Annotated in this window: 13 protein-coding genes and 5 pseudogenes; 9 read left to right on the top strand and 9 right to left on the bottom strand. The window is 66.9% G+C overall.

Annotation, left to right across the window (positions count from 1 at the left end; genetic code table 11):
• Positions 1–44: 44 nt before the first annotated feature.
• Complete coding sequence (locus tag G205_RS14355; protein ID WP_035753183.1) at positions 45–1,418, top strand: lytic transglycosylase domain-containing protein; 1,374 nt, start codon at positions 45–47, stop codon at positions 1,416–1,418.
• Between the two features lie 101 nt (positions 1,419–1,519).
• Positions 1,520–3,639 (top strand): annotated as a pseudogene (locus tag G205_RS14350) (Stk1 family PASTA domain-containing Ser/Thr kinase).
• Positions 3,640–3,670: 31 nt separating this feature from the next.
• Here G205_RS14350 and G205_RS14345 read toward each other — a convergent pair.
• Positions 3,671–5,065 carry a class II 3-deoxy-7-phosphoheptulonate synthase gene (locus tag G205_RS14345; protein ID WP_009358608.1) on the bottom strand — a complete coding sequence of 465 codons (1,395 nt, stop codon included), beginning with the start codon at positions 5,063–5,065 and terminating at the stop codon, positions 3,671–3,673.
• A gap of 91 nt (positions 5,066–5,156) precedes the next feature.
• Positions 5,157–5,972 (bottom strand): lysophospholipid acyltransferase family protein, encoded by an 816-nt coding sequence (locus G205_RS14340; RefSeq protein ID WP_009358607.1) that lies wholly within the window; start codon positions 5,970–5,972, stop codon positions 5,157–5,159.
• Positions 5,973–6,083: 111 nt separating this feature from the next.
• Between G205_RS14340 and G205_RS14335 the strand changes: the two genes are divergently transcribed.
• From G205_RS14335 to G205_RS14325, 3 genes are read left to right on the top strand one after another with little or no spacing between them, the layout of a single operon-like run.
• A complete protein-coding gene (locus G205_RS14335; RefSeq protein ID WP_035753181.1) occupies positions 6,084–6,872 on the top strand; it encodes an alpha/beta hydrolase in 789 nt (262 codons plus the stop codon).
• Complete coding sequence (locus G205_RS14330) at positions 6,869–7,672, top strand: alpha/beta hydrolase (RefSeq protein ID WP_009358605.1); 804 nt, start codon at positions 6,869–6,871, stop codon at positions 7,670–7,672. The genes G205_RS14335 and G205_RS14330 overlap by 4 nt, the downstream gene beginning before the upstream one ends.
• Complete coding sequence (locus G205_RS14325; RefSeq protein WP_009358604.1) at positions 7,659–8,222, top strand: hypothetical protein; 564 nt, start codon at positions 7,659–7,661, stop codon at positions 8,220–8,222. Before G205_RS14330 ends, G205_RS14325 begins: the two co-directional genes overlap by 14 nt.
• Positions 8,223–8,241: 19 nt before the next feature.
• Here G205_RS14325 and G205_RS14320 read toward each other — a convergent pair.
• A pseudogene (locus G205_RS14320) lies at positions 8,242–9,332 on the bottom strand (ROK family glucokinase).
• Positions 9,333–9,512: 180 nt separating this feature from the next.
• On the opposite strand from G205_RS14320, the pseudogene G205_RS24085 reads away from it, so the two are divergent.
• Positions 9,513–11,320 (top strand): annotated as a pseudogene (locus G205_RS24085) (AMP-dependent synthetase/ligase).
• A gap of 59 nt (positions 11,321–11,379) precedes the next feature.
• Here the strand turns inward: G205_RS24085 and G205_RS14310 are convergent.
• Complete coding sequence (locus tag G205_RS14310) at positions 11,380–14,778, bottom strand: pyruvate carboxylase (RefSeq protein ID WP_009358603.1); 3,399 nt, start codon at positions 14,776–14,778, stop codon at positions 11,380–11,382.
• Between the two features lie 301 nt (positions 14,779–15,079).
• Here G205_RS14310 and G205_RS14305 point away from each other — a divergent pair, with 301 nt between their 5' ends.
• Positions 15,080–15,898 carry a ParA family protein gene (locus tag G205_RS14305; protein WP_009358602.1) on the top strand — a complete coding sequence of 273 codons (819 nt, stop codon included), beginning with the start codon at positions 15,080–15,082 and terminating at the stop codon, positions 15,896–15,898.
• Positions 15,899–15,987: 89 nt separating this feature from the next.
• Here G205_RS14305 and G205_RS14300 read toward each other — a convergent pair whose 3' ends face one another.
• From G205_RS14300 to gcvH, 5 genes and pseudogenes are all read right to left on the bottom strand, one after another.
• Complete coding sequence (locus G205_RS14300; protein WP_009358601.1) at positions 15,988–16,581, bottom strand: MerR family transcriptional regulator; 594 nt, start codon at positions 16,579–16,581, stop codon at positions 15,988–15,990.
• A gap of 229 nt (positions 16,582–16,810) precedes the next feature.
• Entirely contained in the window at positions 16,811–17,314 is a 504-nt protein-coding gene (locus tag G205_RS14295; RefSeq protein WP_009358600.1) for a bifunctional nuclease family protein, read from the bottom strand.
• Positions 17,314–18,029, bottom strand: a pseudogene (ftsR, locus tag G205_RS14290) (transcriptional regulator FtsR). The gene G205_RS14295 and the pseudogene ftsR overlap by 1 nt, the downstream one beginning before the upstream one ends.
• A 23-nt stretch (positions 18,030–18,052) precedes the next feature.
• Positions 18,053–18,529 (bottom strand): FHA domain-containing protein, encoded by a 477-nt coding sequence (locus G205_RS14285; RefSeq protein ID WP_009358598.1) that lies wholly within the window; start codon positions 18,527–18,529, stop codon positions 18,053–18,055.
• Between the two features lie 156 nt (positions 18,530–18,685).
• Positions 18,686–19,072, bottom strand: a complete 387-nt coding sequence (gcvH, locus tag G205_RS14280; RefSeq protein ID WP_009358597.1) for a glycine cleavage system protein GcvH — start codon at positions 19,070–19,072, stop codon at positions 18,686–18,688.
• 166 nt (positions 19,073–19,238) lie between these two features.
• On the opposite strand from gcvH, the pseudogene G205_RS14275 reads away from it, so the two are divergent.
• Together G205_RS14275 and G205_RS14270 are read left to right on the top strand one after the other, a co-directional pair.
• A pseudogene (locus G205_RS14275) lies at positions 19,239–20,107 on the top strand (Fpg/Nei family DNA glycosylase).
• A gap of 189 nt (positions 20,108–20,296) precedes the next feature.
• Positions 20,297–20,618 (top strand): hypothetical protein (locus G205_RS14270; RefSeq protein WP_476855430.1); only part of this gene is annotated, 322 nt, incomplete at its 3' end.

Genomic DNA, 20,618 nt, shown 5'->3' with positions numbered 1-20,618 from the left:
GCGGCATCCCCGTCCGCGCCCGCAGTTGAGAAGAGGATTTTTCCATGACAATGTCCCGCTCGCCCAAGCGGCCACCCAAGCCGAGCCTGCCAATGATTGCCGCCACCACAGCGGCACTGCCCGCGGTCGTATTGTCCTCCCTGGCTGTGGCCGAGCCTGCTGCTGCGGAAAAGCCTGCCCGCGCCATTCCTGCAACCCTGGCTGCGGCCATGGAAGCACAGGCTGCACAGGCAAAGGCGGCACACATTCCAGCCGCTGCTGTCTCCACTACCATCCCCACATTCAAGCCGGCGCAGCCGTCGGCCCCCGCTGAATACACCATTGCCCGGGGCGACACCATCAGCAGCATTGCCGGGCGCTACGGCCTGAACACCGGGGAGGTGCTGCGGCTCAACAACCTCCAGGCGAACACCCTGATCTACCCGGGACAGAAGATCAAGCTTTCCGGGGAACCGGCAGCCCCGGCCGCGCCCGCCGCTGCGCCCGCACCGGCAGCACCCGCAACCGGTGAGGGTGCCACCTACACGGTGAAGCCCGGGGACACGCTGGGGGCGATCGCCGCCCGCCACAATGTGCGCCTGTCCGAAGTCTTCAGCTGGAACAACCTCAACATGCGCTCGATCATCCACCCCGGGCAGAAGATCAAGGTGGGCGGCGGGCAGCCCGCACCGGCTGCCCCCGCCGCAGCGCCGGCACCCGCCGCGGTGCTGGCAAATTCAGCAGCCACCCCTGCTCCGGCTACCGGCTCCTACACCGTCAAGGCCGGTGACAGCCTCTATGCCATCGCGGCACGGCACAACGTCAAGCTCACCGAGCTCCTGTCCGCCAACCGGATGAACATGGGCACCGTCATCTACCCGGGCAACAAGCTGGTCATTCCCGGCGCTCCCGGCCAGGCGCCCGCCCCCCAGCCTGCGGCGGCAGTCACACCGCTGGTACCGAGTTCCTTCCTGGGATTCAGCTATCCGCCCGCCGTGGTCAGCTCGGCCAACGAGAACAAGGCGCTCCTTAACGCGGCTCCGGTGCCGTCCCGCGCCGAGATGCGCAACATCGTGGCCGACACTGCGCGGCGCATGGGCGTCGATCCTGCACTGGCCCTCGCGTTCGCCCACCAGGAGTCGGGCTTCGACCAGCGCGCGGTCTCCCCCGCCAACGCAATCGGCACCATGCAGGTGATCCCCAGCTCCGGCCAGTGGGCCTCGGACCTCGTGGGGCGGAAGCTGAACCTCCTGGACCCGTACGACAACGCAACCGCCGGCGTCGCGATCATCCGGCAGCTCCTGGCAACCAGCAAGGACGAAGACAACGCCATTGCGGGGTACTACCAGGGCCAGTACTCCGTCAGCAAGTACGGCATGTACGACGACACGAAGGCGTACGTGGCTGCCATCAAGGCCCACCGGAAGAACTTCGCATAGCCCCTTTGGGCACGCACTGCGGGGATAAAGGGACAGCTGTGGGGAGGGTCCGGACCGATGACGGGTTCGGACCCTTTTCATTGCGGGACTAGGATCGAAGGGTGCAGGAACACGTCTCTGACCCGTTTGTGGGAACGCTGGTGGACAACCGCTACACAGTGCAGTCCCGGCTTGCCCGCGGCGGAATGTCCACGGTCTACCTCGCCGTGGACCAGAGGCTGGAGCGCGATGTCGCACTGAAGGTCCTGCACCCGCACCTGGCCGCGGATGAGAACTTCCTCGGCAGGCTGGGGCGCGAGGCGAAGGCAGCGGCCCGGCTCTCCCACCCCCATGTTGTGGGAGTCCTGGACCAGGGCCATGACGGGCACACCGCCTACCTGGTCATGGAATACATCAAGGGACACACCCTTCGCGACGTCCTCAACAGCAAAGGCGCACTGCCGCCGCGGCTGGCACTTGCCCTGGTTGATCCCGTGGTGGAAGGACTGGCCGCTGCGCACACGGCCGGGTTCATCCACCGCGACGTGAAACCGGAAAATGTCCTGATCGCCGACGACGGCAGGATCAAGATCGGCGACTTCGGCCTGGCCCGGGCGGTGACCACGTCCACGAGCTCCGGGACGCTGATGGGAACCGTGGCCTATGTCCCGCCGGAGATTGTCCTGGGCCGGACGGCAGACGCGCGGAGCGACGTCTACTCCGTAGGCATCATGCTGTTTGAAATGCTGACCGGACAACAGCCGTTCAAAGGCGACGTCCCCATCCAGGTGGCCTACCAGCACGTCAACGGGACAGTGGGACCGCCGTCGGCGCTGGTGCCCGGGCTGGCGGGCGAACTGGACGAACTCGTGCAATGGTGTACGGCCAACGACCCCGAAAACCGGCCGGTGGACGCGAATGCACTTCTGCAGGAACTGCGGCACATCCGGACAAACCTGACCGATTCCGAGCTGGACCTGCATCCTCCGGCCGCCGCCGGGACCGCAGTCTCCGCCGCCCCCGATGCCCGGGAGACCGCCCCGGTCCAGGAAGCTGGTTTCCGGAACCACACGGAGTTCATCGCGCGGACCAGCAACCCCACCACGGTCATGCCCTCGGGCAGGCCGGCACCGCCCGCCCACGGTCCGGCGCTGGGCCGGGAGTTCCTGCAGCCGGACCGCGGCGCCGCCCGGGGCAGCCATATCCTCACCCCTCCCGGCGAGGACGTTGAGGAGCCCTGGGCGCCCCCGGCACCGCAGCTGAGCAAGCGGGCACAGCGCAAAGCCGGGAAGGAGGACGAGAAGGCAAGGGCGCGCGCGGCCGCGACCCCCGTGCGTTCACTCCGCGAAGGCAGTGCCCGACGGCGGGGCGTCCTGTGGGTGGTGGTCCTGGTCCTCGCGGCCCTGCTCGCCACGGGAGCCGGATGGTTTTTCGGCATGGGCCCGGGGGCTGCGGCCACCATCCCGGCCGTGGCAAACAGGACGGTGGCGGAAGCCCAGCAGCTCCTCACTGAAGCCGGCTTCAGGTCCACCACGAGGGACGTTTTCGACGACGATGTTCCCAGCGGCTGGTGGTGGGAAGCGAGCCGGAGGCCGGGACGGAAATCCGGAAATTCCAGCCTGTATCGCTTTATGTGTCCAAGGGCCCGCAGCTGTTCCCCCTGCCGCAGCTCTCCGGAGGAACGCTGGATGACGCCAAGGGCGCGCTAAATGGCGCCGGGATGGCGCTGGGTCCGGTGACCGAGGAATTCAACGAGGACGTGCCGGCGGGCATTGTCCTGTCCCAGGATCCGGTTGCCGGGACGCCCGCCAGGCATGGCACGCCGGTAGCAATGGTGGTTTCCAAGGGACCCGAACCCATCCCCGTTCCCTCTGTGGTGGGCCAGGACGAGGACGATGCCATGGACGCCATCGAGGCGGCCGGGCTGAAGGCTGAGGTGGCCCGGGAAGAAGTGTTTGACCGGAACGTGCCGGAGGGCGCGGTTGTCAGCCAGTCGCCGGCCAGCGGGACGCTCACCCGCGGCGGCACCGTGACCCTGACCATCTCGAAGGGCCCCCGCATGGTGGAGGTTCCGAGTTTTATCGGGCGGCAGGCCAACGAAGCCAGGCGTGCGCTCGAGGCGCTGGGCTTCCAGGTCCGCGTCAACAATGTGCTGGGTGGCTTCTTTGGAACCGTCCGGGACCAGGACCCCGTGGACACGGAGGTCCCAGAGGGGTCCGTTATCACACTGACGGTGGTGTAGGCGGCCGGACCGCCCACACCACCCGGCAGTGTCAGTGCTTGGCGAGTGCGCCGGCCACCAGGAACGCCATTTCCAGCGACTGCATGTGGTTCAGCCGCGGGTCGCAGACCGACTCGTAGCGGTCCAGGAAAGCGTCCTGGTCGATGGGATCGGCGCCGCCAAGGCACTCAGCCACATCGTCACCGGTCATTTCCACATGCAGGCCGCCGGGCACCGTTCCCAGGGCATGGTGCACCTCGAAGAAGCCGCGCACCTCGTCAATGACGTCGTCGAAGTTCCTCGTCTTGTACCCGTTGGGTGACGTGACGGTGTTGCCGTGCATGGGGTCGGTGACCCAGAGCACCTGGGCGCCGGAGGCAGTGACCTTCTCGACGACGGCGGGCAGCTTTTCCCGGATGTTTCCGGCCCCCATCCGCGTGATGAACGTCAGGCGCCCCGGTTCGCGTTCCGGGTCGAGCTTGTCGATCAGGCGCAGGGCGTCATCGCCGGTGGTGGAGGGGCCAAGCTTGACGCCGATCGGGTTCCGGACGCGGGACAGGAAGTCCACGTGCGCGTGGTCCAGTTCGCGGGTCCGCTCCCCGATCCAGAGGAAGTGGGCCGAGGTGTCGTACGGGAAGCCGGTCCGGGAGTCGATCCGGGTCAGCGCCCGCTCATAGTCCAGCAGCAGGGCCTCGTGGCTGGCGAAGAACTCGACGCGCTTGAGCGCCTCAAAATCCGCACCGCAGGAGTCCATGAACTTGATGGCCCGGTCGATGTCCCTGGCCAGCGACTCGTAGCGGGCGTGGGCAGGGTTTTCGGTGAAGCCCTTGTTCCACTGGTGCACCGAGCGGAGGTCGGCGAAGCCTCCCTGGGTGAATGCCCGGATGAGGTTCAGCGTGGAAGCGGAGGTGTGGTAGGCGCGGAGCATGCGCGAGGCGTCGTGCCCGCGCGATTCAGGCGTGAACTCGTAGCCGTTGACGATGTCGCCGCGGTACGCCGGCAGGGTGACACCGTTCCGGGTCTCGTCATTGGAGGAGCGGGGCTTGGCGAACTGGCCGGCCATCCGGCCCATCTTGATGACGGGCATCGCAGCGCCGTACGTCAGCACGACAGCCATCTGCAGGATGGTCTTGACCCTGGCACTGATCTTGTCCGCCGTGGCGGCCTCGAAGGTCTCCGCGCAGTCGCCGCCCTGCAGGAGGAACGCCTTCCCCTGGGCAGCAGCGGCGAGCCGCTCACGCAGGATGTCCACTTCACCGGCAAACACCAGCGGGGGAAGCACCGAAAGTTCCTTGACGGAGGCGTCGAAGACTTCCTTGTCCTGCCAGCTGGGCTGCTGGGAAATGGGAAGGTCCCGCCAGTCGTCCAGTCCGGGATAGTTGGCGGCTCCGCTCTGGGCGGTGCTGGACAGCGAAAAGGCGGGTTTTGCAGATAGCTCAGTCACCATCTAAGACTAACGGCAGCGCAGGACACCTGGACACCGCACCGTCACGCTGGCCGGCGTCCGCGTCACAACCCCCGGTTGCCAAAGCCGCCCCTCAGCCGGTGGCGGCAGCACCGCCGTCGTCATCCCCCGCCCGCTCCACCGGGGCGGAGCCGGGCCTTGGGTCCCCGGCGCCGGTCCCGCCCGCGGAGGGATCATGGATTATGGAACCCGCTTCCGGTTCCACCGGTTTGCCCGCCAGCCGGAGCTTCACCACCGCCGCGTACTCGTCAACATATTCCTGCCCGGAAAGCCGCTGCAGTTCGAACATGATCTGGTCCGTGACTTTCCGCTGCACATCGCGGTCCTCGGCCCGGTCAGCGTAGGCCGTGAAGTCCAGCGGCTCACCGAAGATCATCCCTATCCTGCGGATGTTCGGCAGCCGCTTGCCAATCGGCTGCACCTTGTCCGTGCCGATCATGGCCACCGGGATGACGGGAACGCCGGCCTGCAGGGCCAGCCGGGCGACGCCCACCTTGCCGCGGTAGAGCCTGGCATCCGGGCTGCGGGTGCCCTCGGGGTAGATGCCGAGCAGCCCGCCATGGTTGAGGACGCCCATTCCAGCGCTGAGGGACGCCGCGGATGCGGCACCGCCGGAGCGGTCCATGGGCAGCTGGTTGGTCAGCCGGAAGAACAGGGCTGTCAGCCGGCCTTTAATGCCGGTGCCGGTGAAGTATTCCATCTTGGCCAGGAAGACCACGGGGCGGCGGACCATCAGCGGCAGGAAGATGGAATCGGAGAACGACAGGTGGTTGGACGCGAGAATCGCCGCACCCTCGGCGGGGATGTTGTCCAGGCCCTTGACCCAGGGGCGGAAAAGCAGCTTCAGGACCGGACCGAGGAAGATCCTCTTCATGACCCAATAGAACACGTGGTGAACCTCTCCGGAAGGCGGCCCCCAGGCTCCGCATTGGGCCTGGTCAGCAGTTCAATGCAACCCTACTCTAGTGAGATTTGACCGGAACAGTGACACGATGGACTCATGACTGAAAGCAGCATCCCGCCCCGACCTGCCGCTTTCAGCTATCCCGGCCATGGAGCAAACGCGCAGGTGGGCGTGGCAATCTGCCATGGATTCACCGGCAGCCCGCTGAGCGTGCTGCCGTGGGCGGAGCACCTGGCCGGGCAGGGGTACGCCGTCTCCGTCCCGCTGCTGCCCGGGCACGGTACGGACTGGCGGCAACTGGCCAGGACGGGGTGGGGCGACTGGTACCGCAGCTACGAAGCCGCTTTCCTGGACCTCCAGTCACGGACCGAAACGTGCTTTGCGGCGGGGTTGTCCATGGGCGGGGCGGTGGCCCTGCTGACTGCCTCCCGCCATCCGGTGGCAGGGGTGTCGGTGGTCAATCCGGGGTTGAGTTTCTACGACCGCCGCATCCACATCATCGGGGTGCTCAAATACTTCCAGCGGACCACGATCCCCATCCAGGAGGACCAGCCGACGGCGCCCCACACCGAAGACGGCGACTACTCCCGCACGCCGCTGGCAGCCGTGCACGAGCTCAAGAAGCTCTTTGGTGCCGCAATCCGGGGCTTGCCCCGCATCACGGCACCGGTCCAGGTCTTTAAGTCGAGGACGGACATTGTGGTTCCGCCAACCTCCCTCGCATTGCTCCGGCAACGGCTCGGCCCGCGCCTCAGCGAGGTGGTGGACCTTGCCAGCAGCGGGCATGTGGCTACGCTGGACGTGGACGCGCCGGAAATCTTCGCCAGGTCCAGCGCCTTCATCCGCGCCCATGCCCGATTGACCAGCACTTCGGAGACCCCATGACGTCCAGCCCGGACCACAGTCCCTTCACGAGCGCGCCCAGCGGGGACGGGCCCAGGACCGGCGTGGTCCTCTCCCATGGCTTCACCGGCAGCCCGCATGGGCTTCGGGCGTGGGCACAGGCCTTCGCCGCCGCCGGTTTCGCTGTGCGGATGCCCTTGCTGCCAGGGCACGGCACCAACTGGCAGGAGCTCGCCCGGACCCGCTGGCAGCAGTGGCACGGTGCACTGGACGATGCCTACCTCGAACTCGAAGCGGAATGCGACCACGTGTTCGCGGCGGGGCTCAGCATGGGCGGCGCCCTGGCCCTGCGGGTTGCCGCCACGCGTCCCGTGGCGGGAGTGGTGCTGGTCAACCCGGCGCTGGTGATCGACGATCCGCGGGCACCGCTCGCAGGCATCCTCAAACTCGTGCTGAAAAGCACCCCGGCCATTGCCAACGACATCCTGAAGGAAGGCATGGACGAGGGCGCCTATGCCCGTACTCCGGTTGCGGCGGCCCATGAGATGAACAAGATGTTCCGGGACACCATCCGGCTCCTCCCCCGGATCACCGCCCCTGTCCAGGTCTACAAGTCCACCGTGGACCATGTGGTCTCGGACGCAAGCATCGCCGTGCTGCGCCGCCGCCTGGCCTCGGTGCCCGTGGACGTGGTCCGGCTCGACAACAGCTACCACGTGGCCACCATGGACCACGACGCCGAACGCATCTTCGAGGGCTCGGTCCAATTTATCCGCCGGGTGCTGGCCGCCGGCGCAGCCCCTGCGGCCGGAAGCCAGGAGGTGCAGCATGAACAGGCATGACTCCGGCTCCCCCGATTCCGCGGACCAGGGAGCGAACCAGGACGACGCCGTCTGGCTGGACCTGGTGGCACGGCTGGAAGCCGGCACTCCTTCCGGGGCAACGGATCCCCATACGCCGGAACCGGCGTCACCGGCCGAGCCGGAAGATCCGGCTGCCCGGGGCACCGCGTCCTTCCGCGATTTCGACCCCCTGGGCCTGGCGGGCGCGGCCCCGGCCGAACCGTCCGCGGCACAACGCCGGGCCTCGACCGGCCAGGACCGGAACGCGGATGCGCCGGACGGCCCCCGTGACTACGCCGTGGACGACGACGGTGGCGACTTCATCCCCGAGGAACCCCCGAGCCTGGCCGGCACCGACCCGCTGACCATGCTGGCCTGGCTGGCGGCCGTGGGCGGGCCGATTGCGCTGCTGCTCTCAGCGATGTTCTGGCGTTCCGCGCCGCTGCTGGCGATCGTGGGCATTGTGGCCGCGTTCGTGCTGGGCACCGTGTACCTGATCATGAAGCTGCCGCAGGACAAAAACGAGGACGACGACGGCGCGCGGGTCTAGCTGCCTCCGGCCCGGGTGTTCAGTGGCGGACCCTGCTGCTGACGCGTGACAGATCCGCCGCACCGATCAGTCCTGCATTGGGCCCCAGGGCGGCAAGCTCGATCCCGGCGGCGGGACGGAAGCCGCGCCCGGTCAGGTTCCGCGCGAACGCCTTCCGTGCAGGTTCTACCAGTAGGTTTCCGGCCGAGCAGAGTCCGCCGCCAATCACGAAAAGGCCGGGATCGAGCGCTGCTGCCAGGTTCGCGAGGCCCAGGCCGAGCCATTCACCCACCTCCTCGATCAGCTCACGGGAGGCAGTGTCCCCGGCCAGCGCGAGCTCCGTCACCACGCGCCGGTGATGGTCTCCACGCGGCCGCCGACTGCTGCCAGCAGGTCCTGCGCCATCGGGGAATTGCTGCGGGCCAGGATCCTGGCCTCCCGCCCCAGGGCGTTGCCGGAGGCATACTGCTCCCAGCATCCGCGGTTGCCGCACTCACACCGGTGCCCGCCCGGCATGATGATCTGGTGGCCGAACTCGCCGGCCACTCCGAACCGGCCGCGCTCCACCCTGCCGTCCATGACCATGGCACCGCCGATGCCGGTGCCGAGGGTGATGCAGACCAGCCGGTCTTCACCCTGACCGGCACCGAAGCGCCATTCAGCCCAGGCCGCGGCGTCGGCGTCGTTGGCGAGCAGCACGGGCCTTCGCAGGAGCTGCTGCAGGTTGGCCCGGAGGGGCTCATTGCGCCACGCCAGGTGCGGACTGAACAGGACGGTGCCGCCGTCGAGGTCCATCCACCCGGCGGCGCCTATCCCAACCGAGCGGATGCGCTGCCCCCTGCCCAGCTCTTCCACGAGTTCCACGATGACCTGCTCAACGGCGCGAGGATCAGTGCCGGGCGTGGTGCGGCGCGCCTCACTCAGGATCCTGCCTTCGGCATCCACCACGCCGGCCGCCACCTTGGTGCCGCCAATATCGATGCCGATAGCCAGGCCCCTGCGGCCAAGCCGCACCTGTCCGTGGAAGCCGCCGCCCCCTCTTCTGCCTGCCCGGTAGGGGGCGGAGCGGCGCCGCCAGGGGACGGGCCGGCTGAGGGGACCGGCCTGTTCGCCGGAAGATTGTGCGTACATAGTTTCCCATTCTAGGTTTTGCATCTCCGGGTAGCGGAACCCGCCCGCCGCGCCGCCGTCCGCATGTGTTGACGGATAAGTTACTCACCAGTAGGTTTAGGTGCTGCACTGCTCCCGCACCGGCGTACTACTCTTTAGGCATACCCCTGAAGCGGGAGTTCGGATATCAAAGGAGCTATAGTGCGCGAATTCAGTGTTCCGCCTCTTGTTGTTGTTCCACCGGAAACCAATATCACCGATCTGGTGCTGCGGCAGGCGAACAAAGCCAGCAACCCGGCACTGTTCTCGCGCCTGGATTCAGCGGGTTCCTGGCAGGATGTTTCCGCCACCGATTTCCTCGCCGACGTCAAGGCGCTGGCCAAGGGGTTGATTGCCAGTGGCGTCGGTGCGGGTGACCGCGTCGGCATCATGTCCCGCACCCGGTACGAATGGGCCCTGGTGGACTTTGCCATCTGGTTCGCCGGCGGCGTCTCCGTCCCCATTTACGAAACCTCCTCGCCGTCCCAGGTTGCCTGGAACCTCGGCGACTCGGGTGCCGTGGCCGCCTTTGGCGAAGCCGCCCACCACGAGAACGTCATCCGGCAGGCCGTCGCGGCGGAAGGCCTTACCGCCCTTCAGCATGTCTGGCAGCTGGAAGGTGCAGGCCTGGATGTGCTCCGTGCGGCCGGGTCAGGGGTCAGCGACGACGAGCTTGAGTCCCGCCGGACGGCCGCGAAGCTGTCCGACCTTGCCACGATCATCTACACCTCGGGCACCACCGGACGGCCCAAGGGCTGCGAACTGACCCACGGCAACTTCGTCGAACTCTCCGACAATGCCTTGGCAATCATCGGCGAGATCGTCCACGAGAACGCCAAGACCATCATGTTCCTGCCGCTGGCCCACGTCTTCGCACGGTTCATCTCGGTGCTGGCCATGGCCGCCGGCACCACCGTTGCCCACACACCGGACATCAAGAACCTGCTGTCGGACCTGCAGAGCTACGAGCCCACGTTCATCCTCGCGGTCCCGCGGGTTTTCGAGAAGGTCTACAACTCGGCCATGACCAAGGCGGAGGACGGCGGCAAGGGCGCCATCTTCCACAAGGCGGCAGACACGGCCATCGCCTTCTCCAAAGCGCGGCAGGCCGGCAAGGTGGGACTGGGACTGAGGCTGCGCCACGCCTTGTTCGACAAGCTGGTCTACGGCAAGCTCCGGGCTGCATGGGTGGCCATGTCGCCCACGCGGTGTCCGGCGGCGGACCCCTCGGCGAACGGCTTGGCCACTTCTTCCAGGGCATCGGCCTCCAGGTCCTGGAGGGCTACGGCCTGACCGAGACCACGGCTCCCATTACGGTGAACACACCGTCCCGGATCAAGATCGGTTCGGTGGGCAAGCCGCTGCCCGGGAACGCCGTGCGGATTGCCGAGGACGGGGAGATCCTGGCCAAGGGCGTCTGCGTCATGCGCGGCTATTACAAGCGCGAGGACCTGTCGGCGGAGACGTTCACCGACGGCTGGTTCCGCACGGGCGATATCGGCCGCCTCGATGAGGACGGCTTCGTCTGGATCACCGGGCGCAAGAAGGAAATCATCGTCACGGCCGGCGGCAAGAACGTCATTCCTGCCCTGCTTGAGGACCAGATCCGTGCCGATGCCCTGGTGTCCCAGGTGCTGGTGGTGGGTGACAACCGGCCGTTCATCGGCGCGTTGGTGACCCTGGACCAGGAAGCCCTGCCGGGCTGGCTGCAGCGCCATGGGCTGCCGGCGGACACCACCCTGGACCAGGCCGCCGCCAACCCTGTGGTCAAGGCCGCGGTCCAGGACCTGATCACGGCAGCCAACGCCTCCGTGTCCCAGGCGGAGGCCATCAAGTCGTTCCGGATCGTGCCCGCCGATTTCACCGAAGCCTCCGGCCACCTGACCCCTTCGATGAAGGTCAAGCGGGCGCAGGTCATGAAGGACTTCGAGACGGTCATCGAGGAAATGTACGCGGCGCCGCGTTCCTGACACAGGCAACAACAAAGGTCCTTCACAACGTGAAGGACCCTTTGTTGTTGTGGCTGGTGTTACTGCTCGACCACCAGGAGCAGGTCTCCGCCCTGCACCTGCTCCACGGAGGAGATGGCCAGGCGGGAAACCTTGCCGCCCACCGGCGTCGTGATGGAAGCCTCCATCTTCATCGCCTCGATGGTGGCCACGGTGTCTCCGGCGTTGACGGTCTCGCCGGGCTTGACCGTAACGGTGACGGCACCGGCGAACGGGGCCGCAACGTGGCCGGGCTGGGCCGGGTCTGCCTTCTCGGCCGCCTTGACGTTGCTGACCACGGAACGGTCGCGCACCACCACGGGCCGTGACTGGCCGTTGAGGGTACACATCACGGTGCGCATGCCTTTTTCGTCGGGCTCCGAGACCGCCTCCAGGGAGGCGATCAGCCGCACGCCCTTCTCCAGCTGGATCTCGTGCTCCTGGCCGCGCTGGAGCCCGTACAGGTAATCGCGCGTATCCAGGACCGAGATGTTGCCGTAGGTTTCGACGCTCTTGAGGTAGTCCTTGGTGGGACCGTCGAAGAGCAGCCGGTTCAGCGTGTGCTGGCGGGTCTTGGAGTCGGACTTGAGGGCGGCACTGTCCTCGGCGCTGAGCTCGGCGTCGCGGACCTTCACGCTCCGGCCCTGCAGGGCCTTGGTGCGGAAGGGCTCCGGCCAGCCGCCGGGGGGATCACCGAGCTCGCCGGACAGGAAGCCGATGACGGAATCCGGAATGTCGTAGTTTTGCGGGTTCTCGTTGAAGTCGGCAGGGTCCGCGTTGAGGCCCACTAGGTGCAGGGCGAGGTCGCCCACCACCTTGGAGGACGGCGTTACCTTGACCAGGTGGCCCAGGATGCGGTCGGCAGCGGTGTACATGTCCTCGATGGCTTCAAACCGCTCCCCCAGGCCCAGCGCCATTGCCTGCTGGCGCAGGTTGGACAGCTGCCCGCCCGGAATCTCGTGCTTGTAGACCCGGCCGGTGGGGCCCGGAAGGCCCGACTCGAAGGGGGCGTAAACCCGGCGGACCGCTTCCCAGTAGGGCTCCAGGGAACTGACGGCGTCCAGGTCAAGGCCGGTATCGCGCGGCGTGTGCGCCAGGGCCGCGACCAGGGCCGACGCCGACACCTGGCTGGTGGTGCCGGCCAGGGATGCGGAGGCGACGTCGACGGCGTCCACGCCTGCGTCGACAGCCGCCAGGAGGGTGGCCAGCTGGCCGCCCGCCGTGTCGTGGGTGTGCAGGTGCACCGGCAGGTCGAAGCGTTCGCGCAGGGCCGCGACAAGCTTGGCGGCGGCCGCGGGACGCAGCAGGCCTGCCATGTCCTTGATGGCCAGGATGTGCGCACCGGCGTCGACGATCTTCTGGGCCAGCCCGAGGTAGTAGTCCAGCGTGTACAGCGTTTCCTTGGGATCCAGCATGTCGCCCGTGTAGCACAGCGCCACTTCCGCGACGGCGGTGCCCGTAGCCCGGACGGCGCGGATCGCGGGTGCCATCTGGCTGACGTCGTTCAGTGCATCGAAGATGCGGAAGATATCGATGCCTGTTGCTGCGGCCTCGTTGACGAACGCTTCGGTGACCTCTTCCGGGTACGGCGTGTAGCCCACCGTGTTGCGGCCGCGCAGCAGCATCTGCAGGCAGACGTTCGGCAGCGCCTTGCGCAGCGCCGCCAGCCGGTCCCAGGGGTCTTCGCCGAGGAAGCGGAGTGCGACGTCGTAGGTGGCGCCGCCCCAGCACTCGACCGACAGCAGTTCCGGCATGAGCGCGGTCACGGCAGGACCGGCGGCAACAAGGTCCCGGGTGCGGACACGGGTTGCGAGCAGGGACTGGTGCGCGTCGCGGAACGTTGTGTCCGTCACCGCCACTGCCTGCTGCTCCCGGAGCGCCCGGGCGAACCCGTCCGGTCCCAGTTCAAGGAGCTTCTGCCGTGAGCCTGCGGCGGCCGGACGGTCCTTGACGGAGGGAAGCTTGTCAGCCGGGTTCGAGTGGACCTTCAGCTCGCCGTTGGGCTTGTTCACGGTGACGTCGGCCAGCCAGGTGAGGAGCTTGGTGCCGCGGTCGGCGGACACCCGGGCCTTGAGCAGCTGGGGGCGTTCGTCTATGAAGCTCGTGGCGACGTCGCCGGCGATGAAGTCCGGATCGTCGAGCACGGCCTGCAGGAAGGAGATGTTGGTTGATACGCCGCGGATGCGGAATTCGGCGAGGGCACGGCGCGCGCGTGCCACGGCTGCGGGGTAATCCCGGCCGCGGCAGGTGAGCTTGACCAGCATGGAGTCGAAGTGGGGGCTGATTTCGGCACCCGAGTAGACGGTGCCGCCGTCGAGCCGGACGCCTGCGCCGCCCGCGGACCGGTAGCCGGTGATCTTTCCGACGTCGGGCCGGAAGCCGTTGGCGGGGTCCTCGGTGGTGATGCGGCTCTGCAGGGCCGCGCCCTTGAGGTGGACGGTTTCCTGGGAAAGGCCGAGGTCTGCCAGCGTCTCACCCGAGGCGATCCGCATCTGTGCCTGCACCAGGTCGACGTCGGTGACCTCTTCGGTGACGGTGTGCTCCACCTGGATGCGCGGGTTCATTTCAATGAACACGTGCTGGCCGGCGCGCTCACCGGCGGTGTCCACGAGGAACTCCACCGTGCCGGCGTTGACGTAGTTGAGTGCCTTGGCGAACTTGACGGCGTCGCGGTAGAGGGCCTGGCGGATGCCCTCGTCCAGGTTGGGCGCCGGGGCGATCTCGATGACCTTCTGGTGGCGGCGCTGGATGGAGCAGTCGCGCTCGAACAGGTGCATGACGTTGCCCTCGGCGTCTGCCAGGATCTGCACCTCGATGTGGCGGGGGCGCAGGACGGCCTGCTCCAGGAACATGGTGGGATCGCCGAAAGCGGCATCGGCTTCACGCATGGCGGACTTCAGCGCTTCGGGCAGCGCCTCACGGGTGTCCACGCGGCGCATGCCGCGGCCACCGCCGCCCGCGACTGCCTTTGCAAAGATGGGGAAGCCGATCTCGTCCGCAGCCGCAAGGAGTTCGTCCAGGTCCTTGGAGGGTTCACTGGACTTAAGGACGGGAACGCCGGCTTCGCGGGCGGCCTTGAGCGCCGCCACCTTGTTGCCTGCCAGTTCCAGCACTTCCGCCGGCGGCCCAACGAAGGTGATGCCGGCTTCCTTGGCTGCACGGGCCAGGTCCGGATTCTCGGACAGGAAACCGTAGCCAGGGTAGATGGCGTCCGCACCGGACTCCTTGGCCACCCGGACGACCTCTTTGACGTCAAGGTAGGCCCGGACGGGGTGTCCTTCCTCGCCGATCAGGTACGCCTCGTCCGCTTTCTGGCGGTGGATGGAGTTCCTGTCCTCTTGAGGAAAAACGGCAACGGTCTTGGCGCCCAGCTCGTAGCCGGCGCGGAAGGCCCTGATCGCGATTTCGCCGCGGTTGGCCACCAGAACTTTGGAAAACATACTTCTCCTGCATCATTGCGGGTGGATCGGTGAGTGGTCACAGTGTCTAGGACCTACAAGGACAAACACAAATCTTTGTGTCGACCATCACAGATTTCCCCGTCATGTCCCGATCGCTTCCGCCTGTCGCGGCGGAAAGGGCCCCGGCAGCACAGTGGATGCCATGCCGACCCCCGATAAGGCGGGATTCGCCAACGCATCCACATATGATGAGTAGGGCGGCAGGACCGTCCGGCTTCGGCGCTGCCGGAGCAAACATTACTCCCAACACGGCATCCGGCGTTAGGTTTTGGTCTCTCAAGTGCAAGTAGTCAGCATCAGCAGCCTTAAGGGTGGAGTCGGCAAGACTTCCGTCACCACAGGATTGGCGTCTGCGGCGCTGGCCGCGGGCGTCAGCACGCTGGTGGTGGACCTGGATCCGCACGCCGACGCAACCACGGCACTGGGCGTGCAGCCCGGGGACCAGCTGGATATTGGCAGGATGCTCAAGAGCCCGCGCCGCGCCAAACTGGCGGAGAACGTGGTCGGCAGCAGCTGGACAGCCCGGGCCGCTTCCAACGGGTCCGGCCCCGCGGTACTTGACGTCGCCGTCGGCTCCGCCTACACGGGTATCTACGACCGGCCGGACCTTGGCCGCCGCGACCTCCGCCGGCTCTCAACGGTCCTGGCCGGAGCCGACAACTACCAGCTGGTCCTGGTCGACTGCCCTCCGTCACTCAACGGCCTCACCCGGATGGCCTGGTCCGCCAGCGACAAGGTTGCCCTCGTGGCCGAGCCGGGACTGTTCTCCGTGGCCGGTACGGAACGCACCATGCGGGCCATCCAGCTGTTCCGGCAGGAATTCGCCCCCAACCTCTCCCCTGCCGGCATTGTGGCCAACCGGGTCCGGACCGGCTCCTCCGAGCACAGCTACCGGCTCGCGGAAATGGAGTCCATGTTCGGCGATCTCCTGCTGAGCCCGCGCATCCCCGAGCAGGCGAACTGGCAGCAGATCCAGGGCGCCGCCCACCCGGTACACCACTGGCCGGGCGAGTCGGCCAAGTCTGCAGCCGCCCTCTTCGACGACCTGCTGGCCAACCTGATGGAAGTGGGCAGCGGGCTGCGCGCACGCGCGAGGTAGGCATGGCGTCCGGGCCGATGCCCGGCCGCGCCAGGAGACAGGAAGAGGGCCGCTCCCGTGGGAGCGGCCCTCTTCCGTTTAACTAAGCCTCAGCTGATCTTGCGTGCTGCGCGGCGCTTGCTCAGCTCGTCGTCGGGAAAGGACTGCTCGGCCGCGTGTTCGCTGGGCAGCGAAGCAAGGCTGCCTTCCACCTCGCGCCAGACCCGGCCCACGGCAATGCCGAACACGCCCTGCCCGCCCTGCACGAGATCGATGACCTCGTCAGCCGAAGTGCATTCGTACACGCTCGCGCCGTCGCTCATCAGGGTAATCTGCGCCAGGTCCTCGACGCCGCGTTCACGCAGGTGCTCCACCGCGGTGCGGATCTGCTGCAGGGATACACCGGTGTCCAGGAGCCGCTTGACGACTTTGAGGACCAGGATGTCGCGGAAGCCATACAGCCGCTGGGATCCGGAGCCTGCAGCGCCGCGGACAGCGGGTTCCACCAGCCCGGTGCGGGCCCAGTAGTCCAGCTGCCGGTAAGTAATGCCTGCCGCTTTGCATGCAGTGGGTCCCCGGTATCCGGCGTCCTCGTCCAGCACGGGAAGGTCCTCGGTGAACAGGAGGCCCTGGGCACCGCTCGCGGGCACAGCAACACCAGCCGTGGGCTGTTTCAGCCCGCCTGCTTCGCCTTTGGGACTCACCTGGATCCTCCTTGTCCTGCGCTCCCGGGGAACACCTGCAGCAACTGGCATGAAAAGCATGCATGTAATTTTCGCGGGGCGCACTTTCCAGTGTGACTTGCGCGGCTGCCGTAGGCAATGGGAACTTGATACTTCGACGTTAGGCCCGGCAGGCCCAAGGTCAAAGACCTTGGAGGCTTTGGGCAGGCGTGTCGAAACTTTCAGCCTCAACTTTAACCTTAACGTGACCTCAGCCGTCGAAGTCTTCGGGCTCCACGTCATCGAGGAATTCACGGAACCGCCGGAGCTCGCGCTCCTCATCAACGGTTGGACCGGGCTCGGTATCCTCGCCCTCGTCATGCTCGGTGATGCGGACACCGGCCTCGTCCATCACCGAATCGGCGCACCAGATCCGGCACTTCGCGCGGAGGGCGACGGCGAGGGCGTCCGAGGCCCGGGAGCTGACCGTGGTGCCGTTCTCAAACTGCAGTTGTCCGTAGAAGATGTTGTCCTCAACGGCCACGATGTTGACGCTGACCACGCTGTGGCCGAGTGCCTCCACCACATCCACAAGCAGGTCGTGTGTCATGGGGCGCGGCGGGACCACACCCTGCTGGGCAAGGGCAATGGCGCTGGCCTCGGGGGTGCCGATCCAAATGGGAACATGCCGTTCCCCGTGCATCTCCCGCAGCAGGACCAGGGGCTGGTTGGAAGGCAGTTCAATCCGAACGCCAACAATCTCGACTTCAATCATCAGATGTCCATGCGTGAGATGTGGTCCTGCACCAGGGCGCGGTGCAGGGTGAGGCAAAGGTCGCTGATCTCACGGGCGGCCTCGGCAGCCCGTGCCTGGGACGCGGAGTCCTTCCGTGAGGCAAGTGGTGCCACCGCCCGTTCCACCAGGCCGAACTCGCGTTCCGCCGCCGCCTGAAAGGGACGCAGGTGCCGGGGTTCCAGCCCGTGGCTTTCCAGCTGTACGCAGGCGCGCGCCACCTGGAGGGCATGTTCGTCGAACATGCCGTTGCTGTGGCTGATGAGCCCGAAATCCAGGAGTGCCTGGAGCAGGGGGACGCTGGCACCTGATTCCGTGCGCAGCTGTTCCTCTGTCAGCTTCCGGCCGCGGTTCTGCAGCTCGGCGGCCAGCTCGTCGGAGACGATGCGCGGCGAAACCACGACGCCGGGCGGAAGGTTCTCCGGCCGCTCTCCCCTGTCGATGGCGTCAAGGTAGTCCTTGATGACTTTCAGGGGGAGGTACTGGTCCCGCTGCAGCGCCAGGACGAAGCGCAGCCGTTCCACGTCGCCGTCGGAATACTGGCGGTAGCCGCTGGGGTCCGCCGCGGGTTGATAAGTCCCTTTTCCTCAAGGAACCGGATTTTGGACGCTGTCATGCCCGGGAAGTCGGCGCTCAGCTGCGCGAGGACTTCCCCAATGTTCAGGACCTGCGGTCCCCGGCGTTCCGGTTGTGCCATTGCCACAGGCAGCGGTCCCCGGATCAGCCGCGGCCTGCAGCGGTGGCAGGGCTCAGGTAGAAGGTAAGGCGGAACTTGCCGATTTGGACTTCGCTGCCGGATTTAAGCTCCACGGCGTCCACGCGGTCATGGTTGACGTAGGTGCCGTTGAGGCTGTTCTTGTCCACCACCTCAAAGCTGCGGGCGGTGCGGCGGAACTCCACGTGCCGGCGGGAGACGGTGACGTCATCAAGGAAGATGTCAGCGTCCGGGTGCCGGCCGGCGGTGGTGACGTCCGAATCCAGCAGGAAGCGGGCGCCGGCGTTGGGACCGCTGTGTGCCACCAGCAGCGCGGAACCGGCGGGCAGTGCCTCGACGGAGCTCCGCTCTTCGGAGGACAGCTTGGGGGCGATGGTGGGCTCGTCCCTGACCGGAGTCAGGTTGATGGAGGTGGTCTCCGACGCCTTAGCCGCACCCGTGCCGTATTCCCCATCGGCAGGGTTCGATGTGTGGCCAGCCATGGATTCCTCCTCTTCCCGCTGCAGCCCTCCGGCGTGCAACCAACGTTTGCCCTCCGGACCTGCCCGGCAGGTCCGGCACCGGCTCCCCATCCGGCCCTTGACGTGCGACGACGTCCTGCCTGCGACGCGGGGCCGGACCGGATATACCGGTTAGCTTTAGCCTACCTGTTGTTCGTACTCCGATGCACTGAGCAATGAATCAACGGCGTCGGCCTCGGCCAGTTTGACCTCGATCAGCCAGCCGTCACCGTAAGGATCCGTGTTGATCAGCGCTGAATCGGTGTCCAGGGACTCGTTGCGGGCTACTACTTCACCGCTGACCGGGGCGTAGATGTCGCTGACACTCTTCGTGGACTCCACCTCGCCCACAACTTCGTTGGCCGTAATTTTGGTGCCGATCTCGGGCATCTGGGCGTAGACAACATCTCCAAGCGCGTCCTGCGCGAAGTCGGTAATGCCCACGCGGACCACGCCGTCGGCATTGGGAGCGGAAACCCACTCGTGTTCGGCGGTGTAGGACAGGTCTTCGGGAATGTTGCTCATGGGGGGCCTTTCATCGGGTCAAAACTCGAAGGTCACGGGGCCCGGGAAACAGACCGCCGCTGAAAGTATAGGCACATCTGCCGGAGCGTCCACCGGGGTTTCTGACAAGATGGGAACCATGAGCGTGCGCCATGGTGCAGGACGTCCGGGACCCGGCAGGTAGGCCGTGCCGGAACTTCCCGAAGTGGCCGGACTGGCCCGGTTCCTCGACGAGCAGCTGCGGGGCTGCGTCCTCGACAAGCTGCAGATTGTCTCCTTTGCCGTGCTGAAGACGGCCGACCCGCCCTACTCGGCGCTGGAGGGCCGGACCGTGTCCGGGGTCCGGCGGTTCGGGAAGTTCATCAGCATTGACACGGACGGGATCTCCTTGGTGTTCCACCTGGCCCGCGCCGGCTGGCTGCGCTACACGGACTCCCCCGCCGCCGGCCAGCTGAAGATGGGCAAGGGCCTCATCGCCGTCCGCTGTACCTTCACCGGCCCGGACGGGCCGAGGGGGTTCGACCTCACCGAGGCCGGGACGAAGAAGAGCCTGGCCATCTACGTGGTGCGGGACCCCCAGGATGTGCCCGGAATCGCCACACTGGGTCCGGATCCCTTCGCGGAGGCGTTCGACGCCGGCACGCTGGCTGAGATCCTGGCAGGCAGTTCCCAGCAGATCAAGGGGCTGCTGCGGAGCCAGAGCGTCATAGCGGGCATCGGCAACGCCTACAGTGACGAGATCCTGCACGCGGCCCGGATCTCCCCGTTCGCCACGGCCAAGTCCCTGGACCGGGAGACGGTGCAGGTCCTCTATGACGCCATCCACGACGTCCTGGGCGCAGCCTGGCGGAGGCCGGCGGCAAGCCGCCCAAGGAACTCAAGGACGTCAAGCGGAGCCACATGCGTGTCCACGCCAGGACGGGCCTGCCATGCCCGGTGTGCGGGGACACCGTCCGGGAGGTGTCTTTCGCAGATACAGCCCTGCAGTACTGCCCCACCTGCCAGACGAAGGGCAAGATCCTCGCGGACCGCAGGACATCGAAGTTCCTGAAGTAGGTACCTCCGGCAGCCACCATTGTTGAGACGTGGCTGCGTAATTGAGGCCTTGGTCCTGCGGCAGCGCCGCGGGCGGTGCCGCGCGGATCCCCATTGCATTTCGGGACCTCTGGCCCTGCCCGGGCGTCCCCCTGGGGCGTAGCGTCTGGACCAAGGCTCGCATATCTCGGTCAACACGAAGGGGTCACAATGCGCCGGTCTCGATCCGCCGTCCTTGGAACCGCTTTGGCCCTCGCCTTCAGCGGTGGCCTCGGGGGCACGGCCCTGGGGCCGCCCCCGTCTTCCGCATCAGCGGTTGCCGCGCAACACAGCGATCCGGCGTCGATGGTGCCGGTGCAGGCCGGCGACGACGCGATCGTCCAGCACTACGAGCAGCTCGGCGGCAGCGCATCGTTCCTCGGCACGCCAGTCGGCAGCGCGTACGACATCGCTGGCGGACGCGCCCAGGACTACACCGGCGGCACGATCTACTTCAGCGCCGGTACCGGGGCACACGAAGTCCACGGCGCAG

It is taken from the genome of Arthrobacter nitrophenolicus, from assembly GCF_000332815.1.
Classification (GTDB): Bacteria; Actinomycetota; Actinomycetes; order Actinomycetales; family Micrococcaceae; genus Arthrobacter; species Arthrobacter nitrophenolicus.
This window is presented reverse-complemented; position numbering and strand designations above follow the sequence as displayed.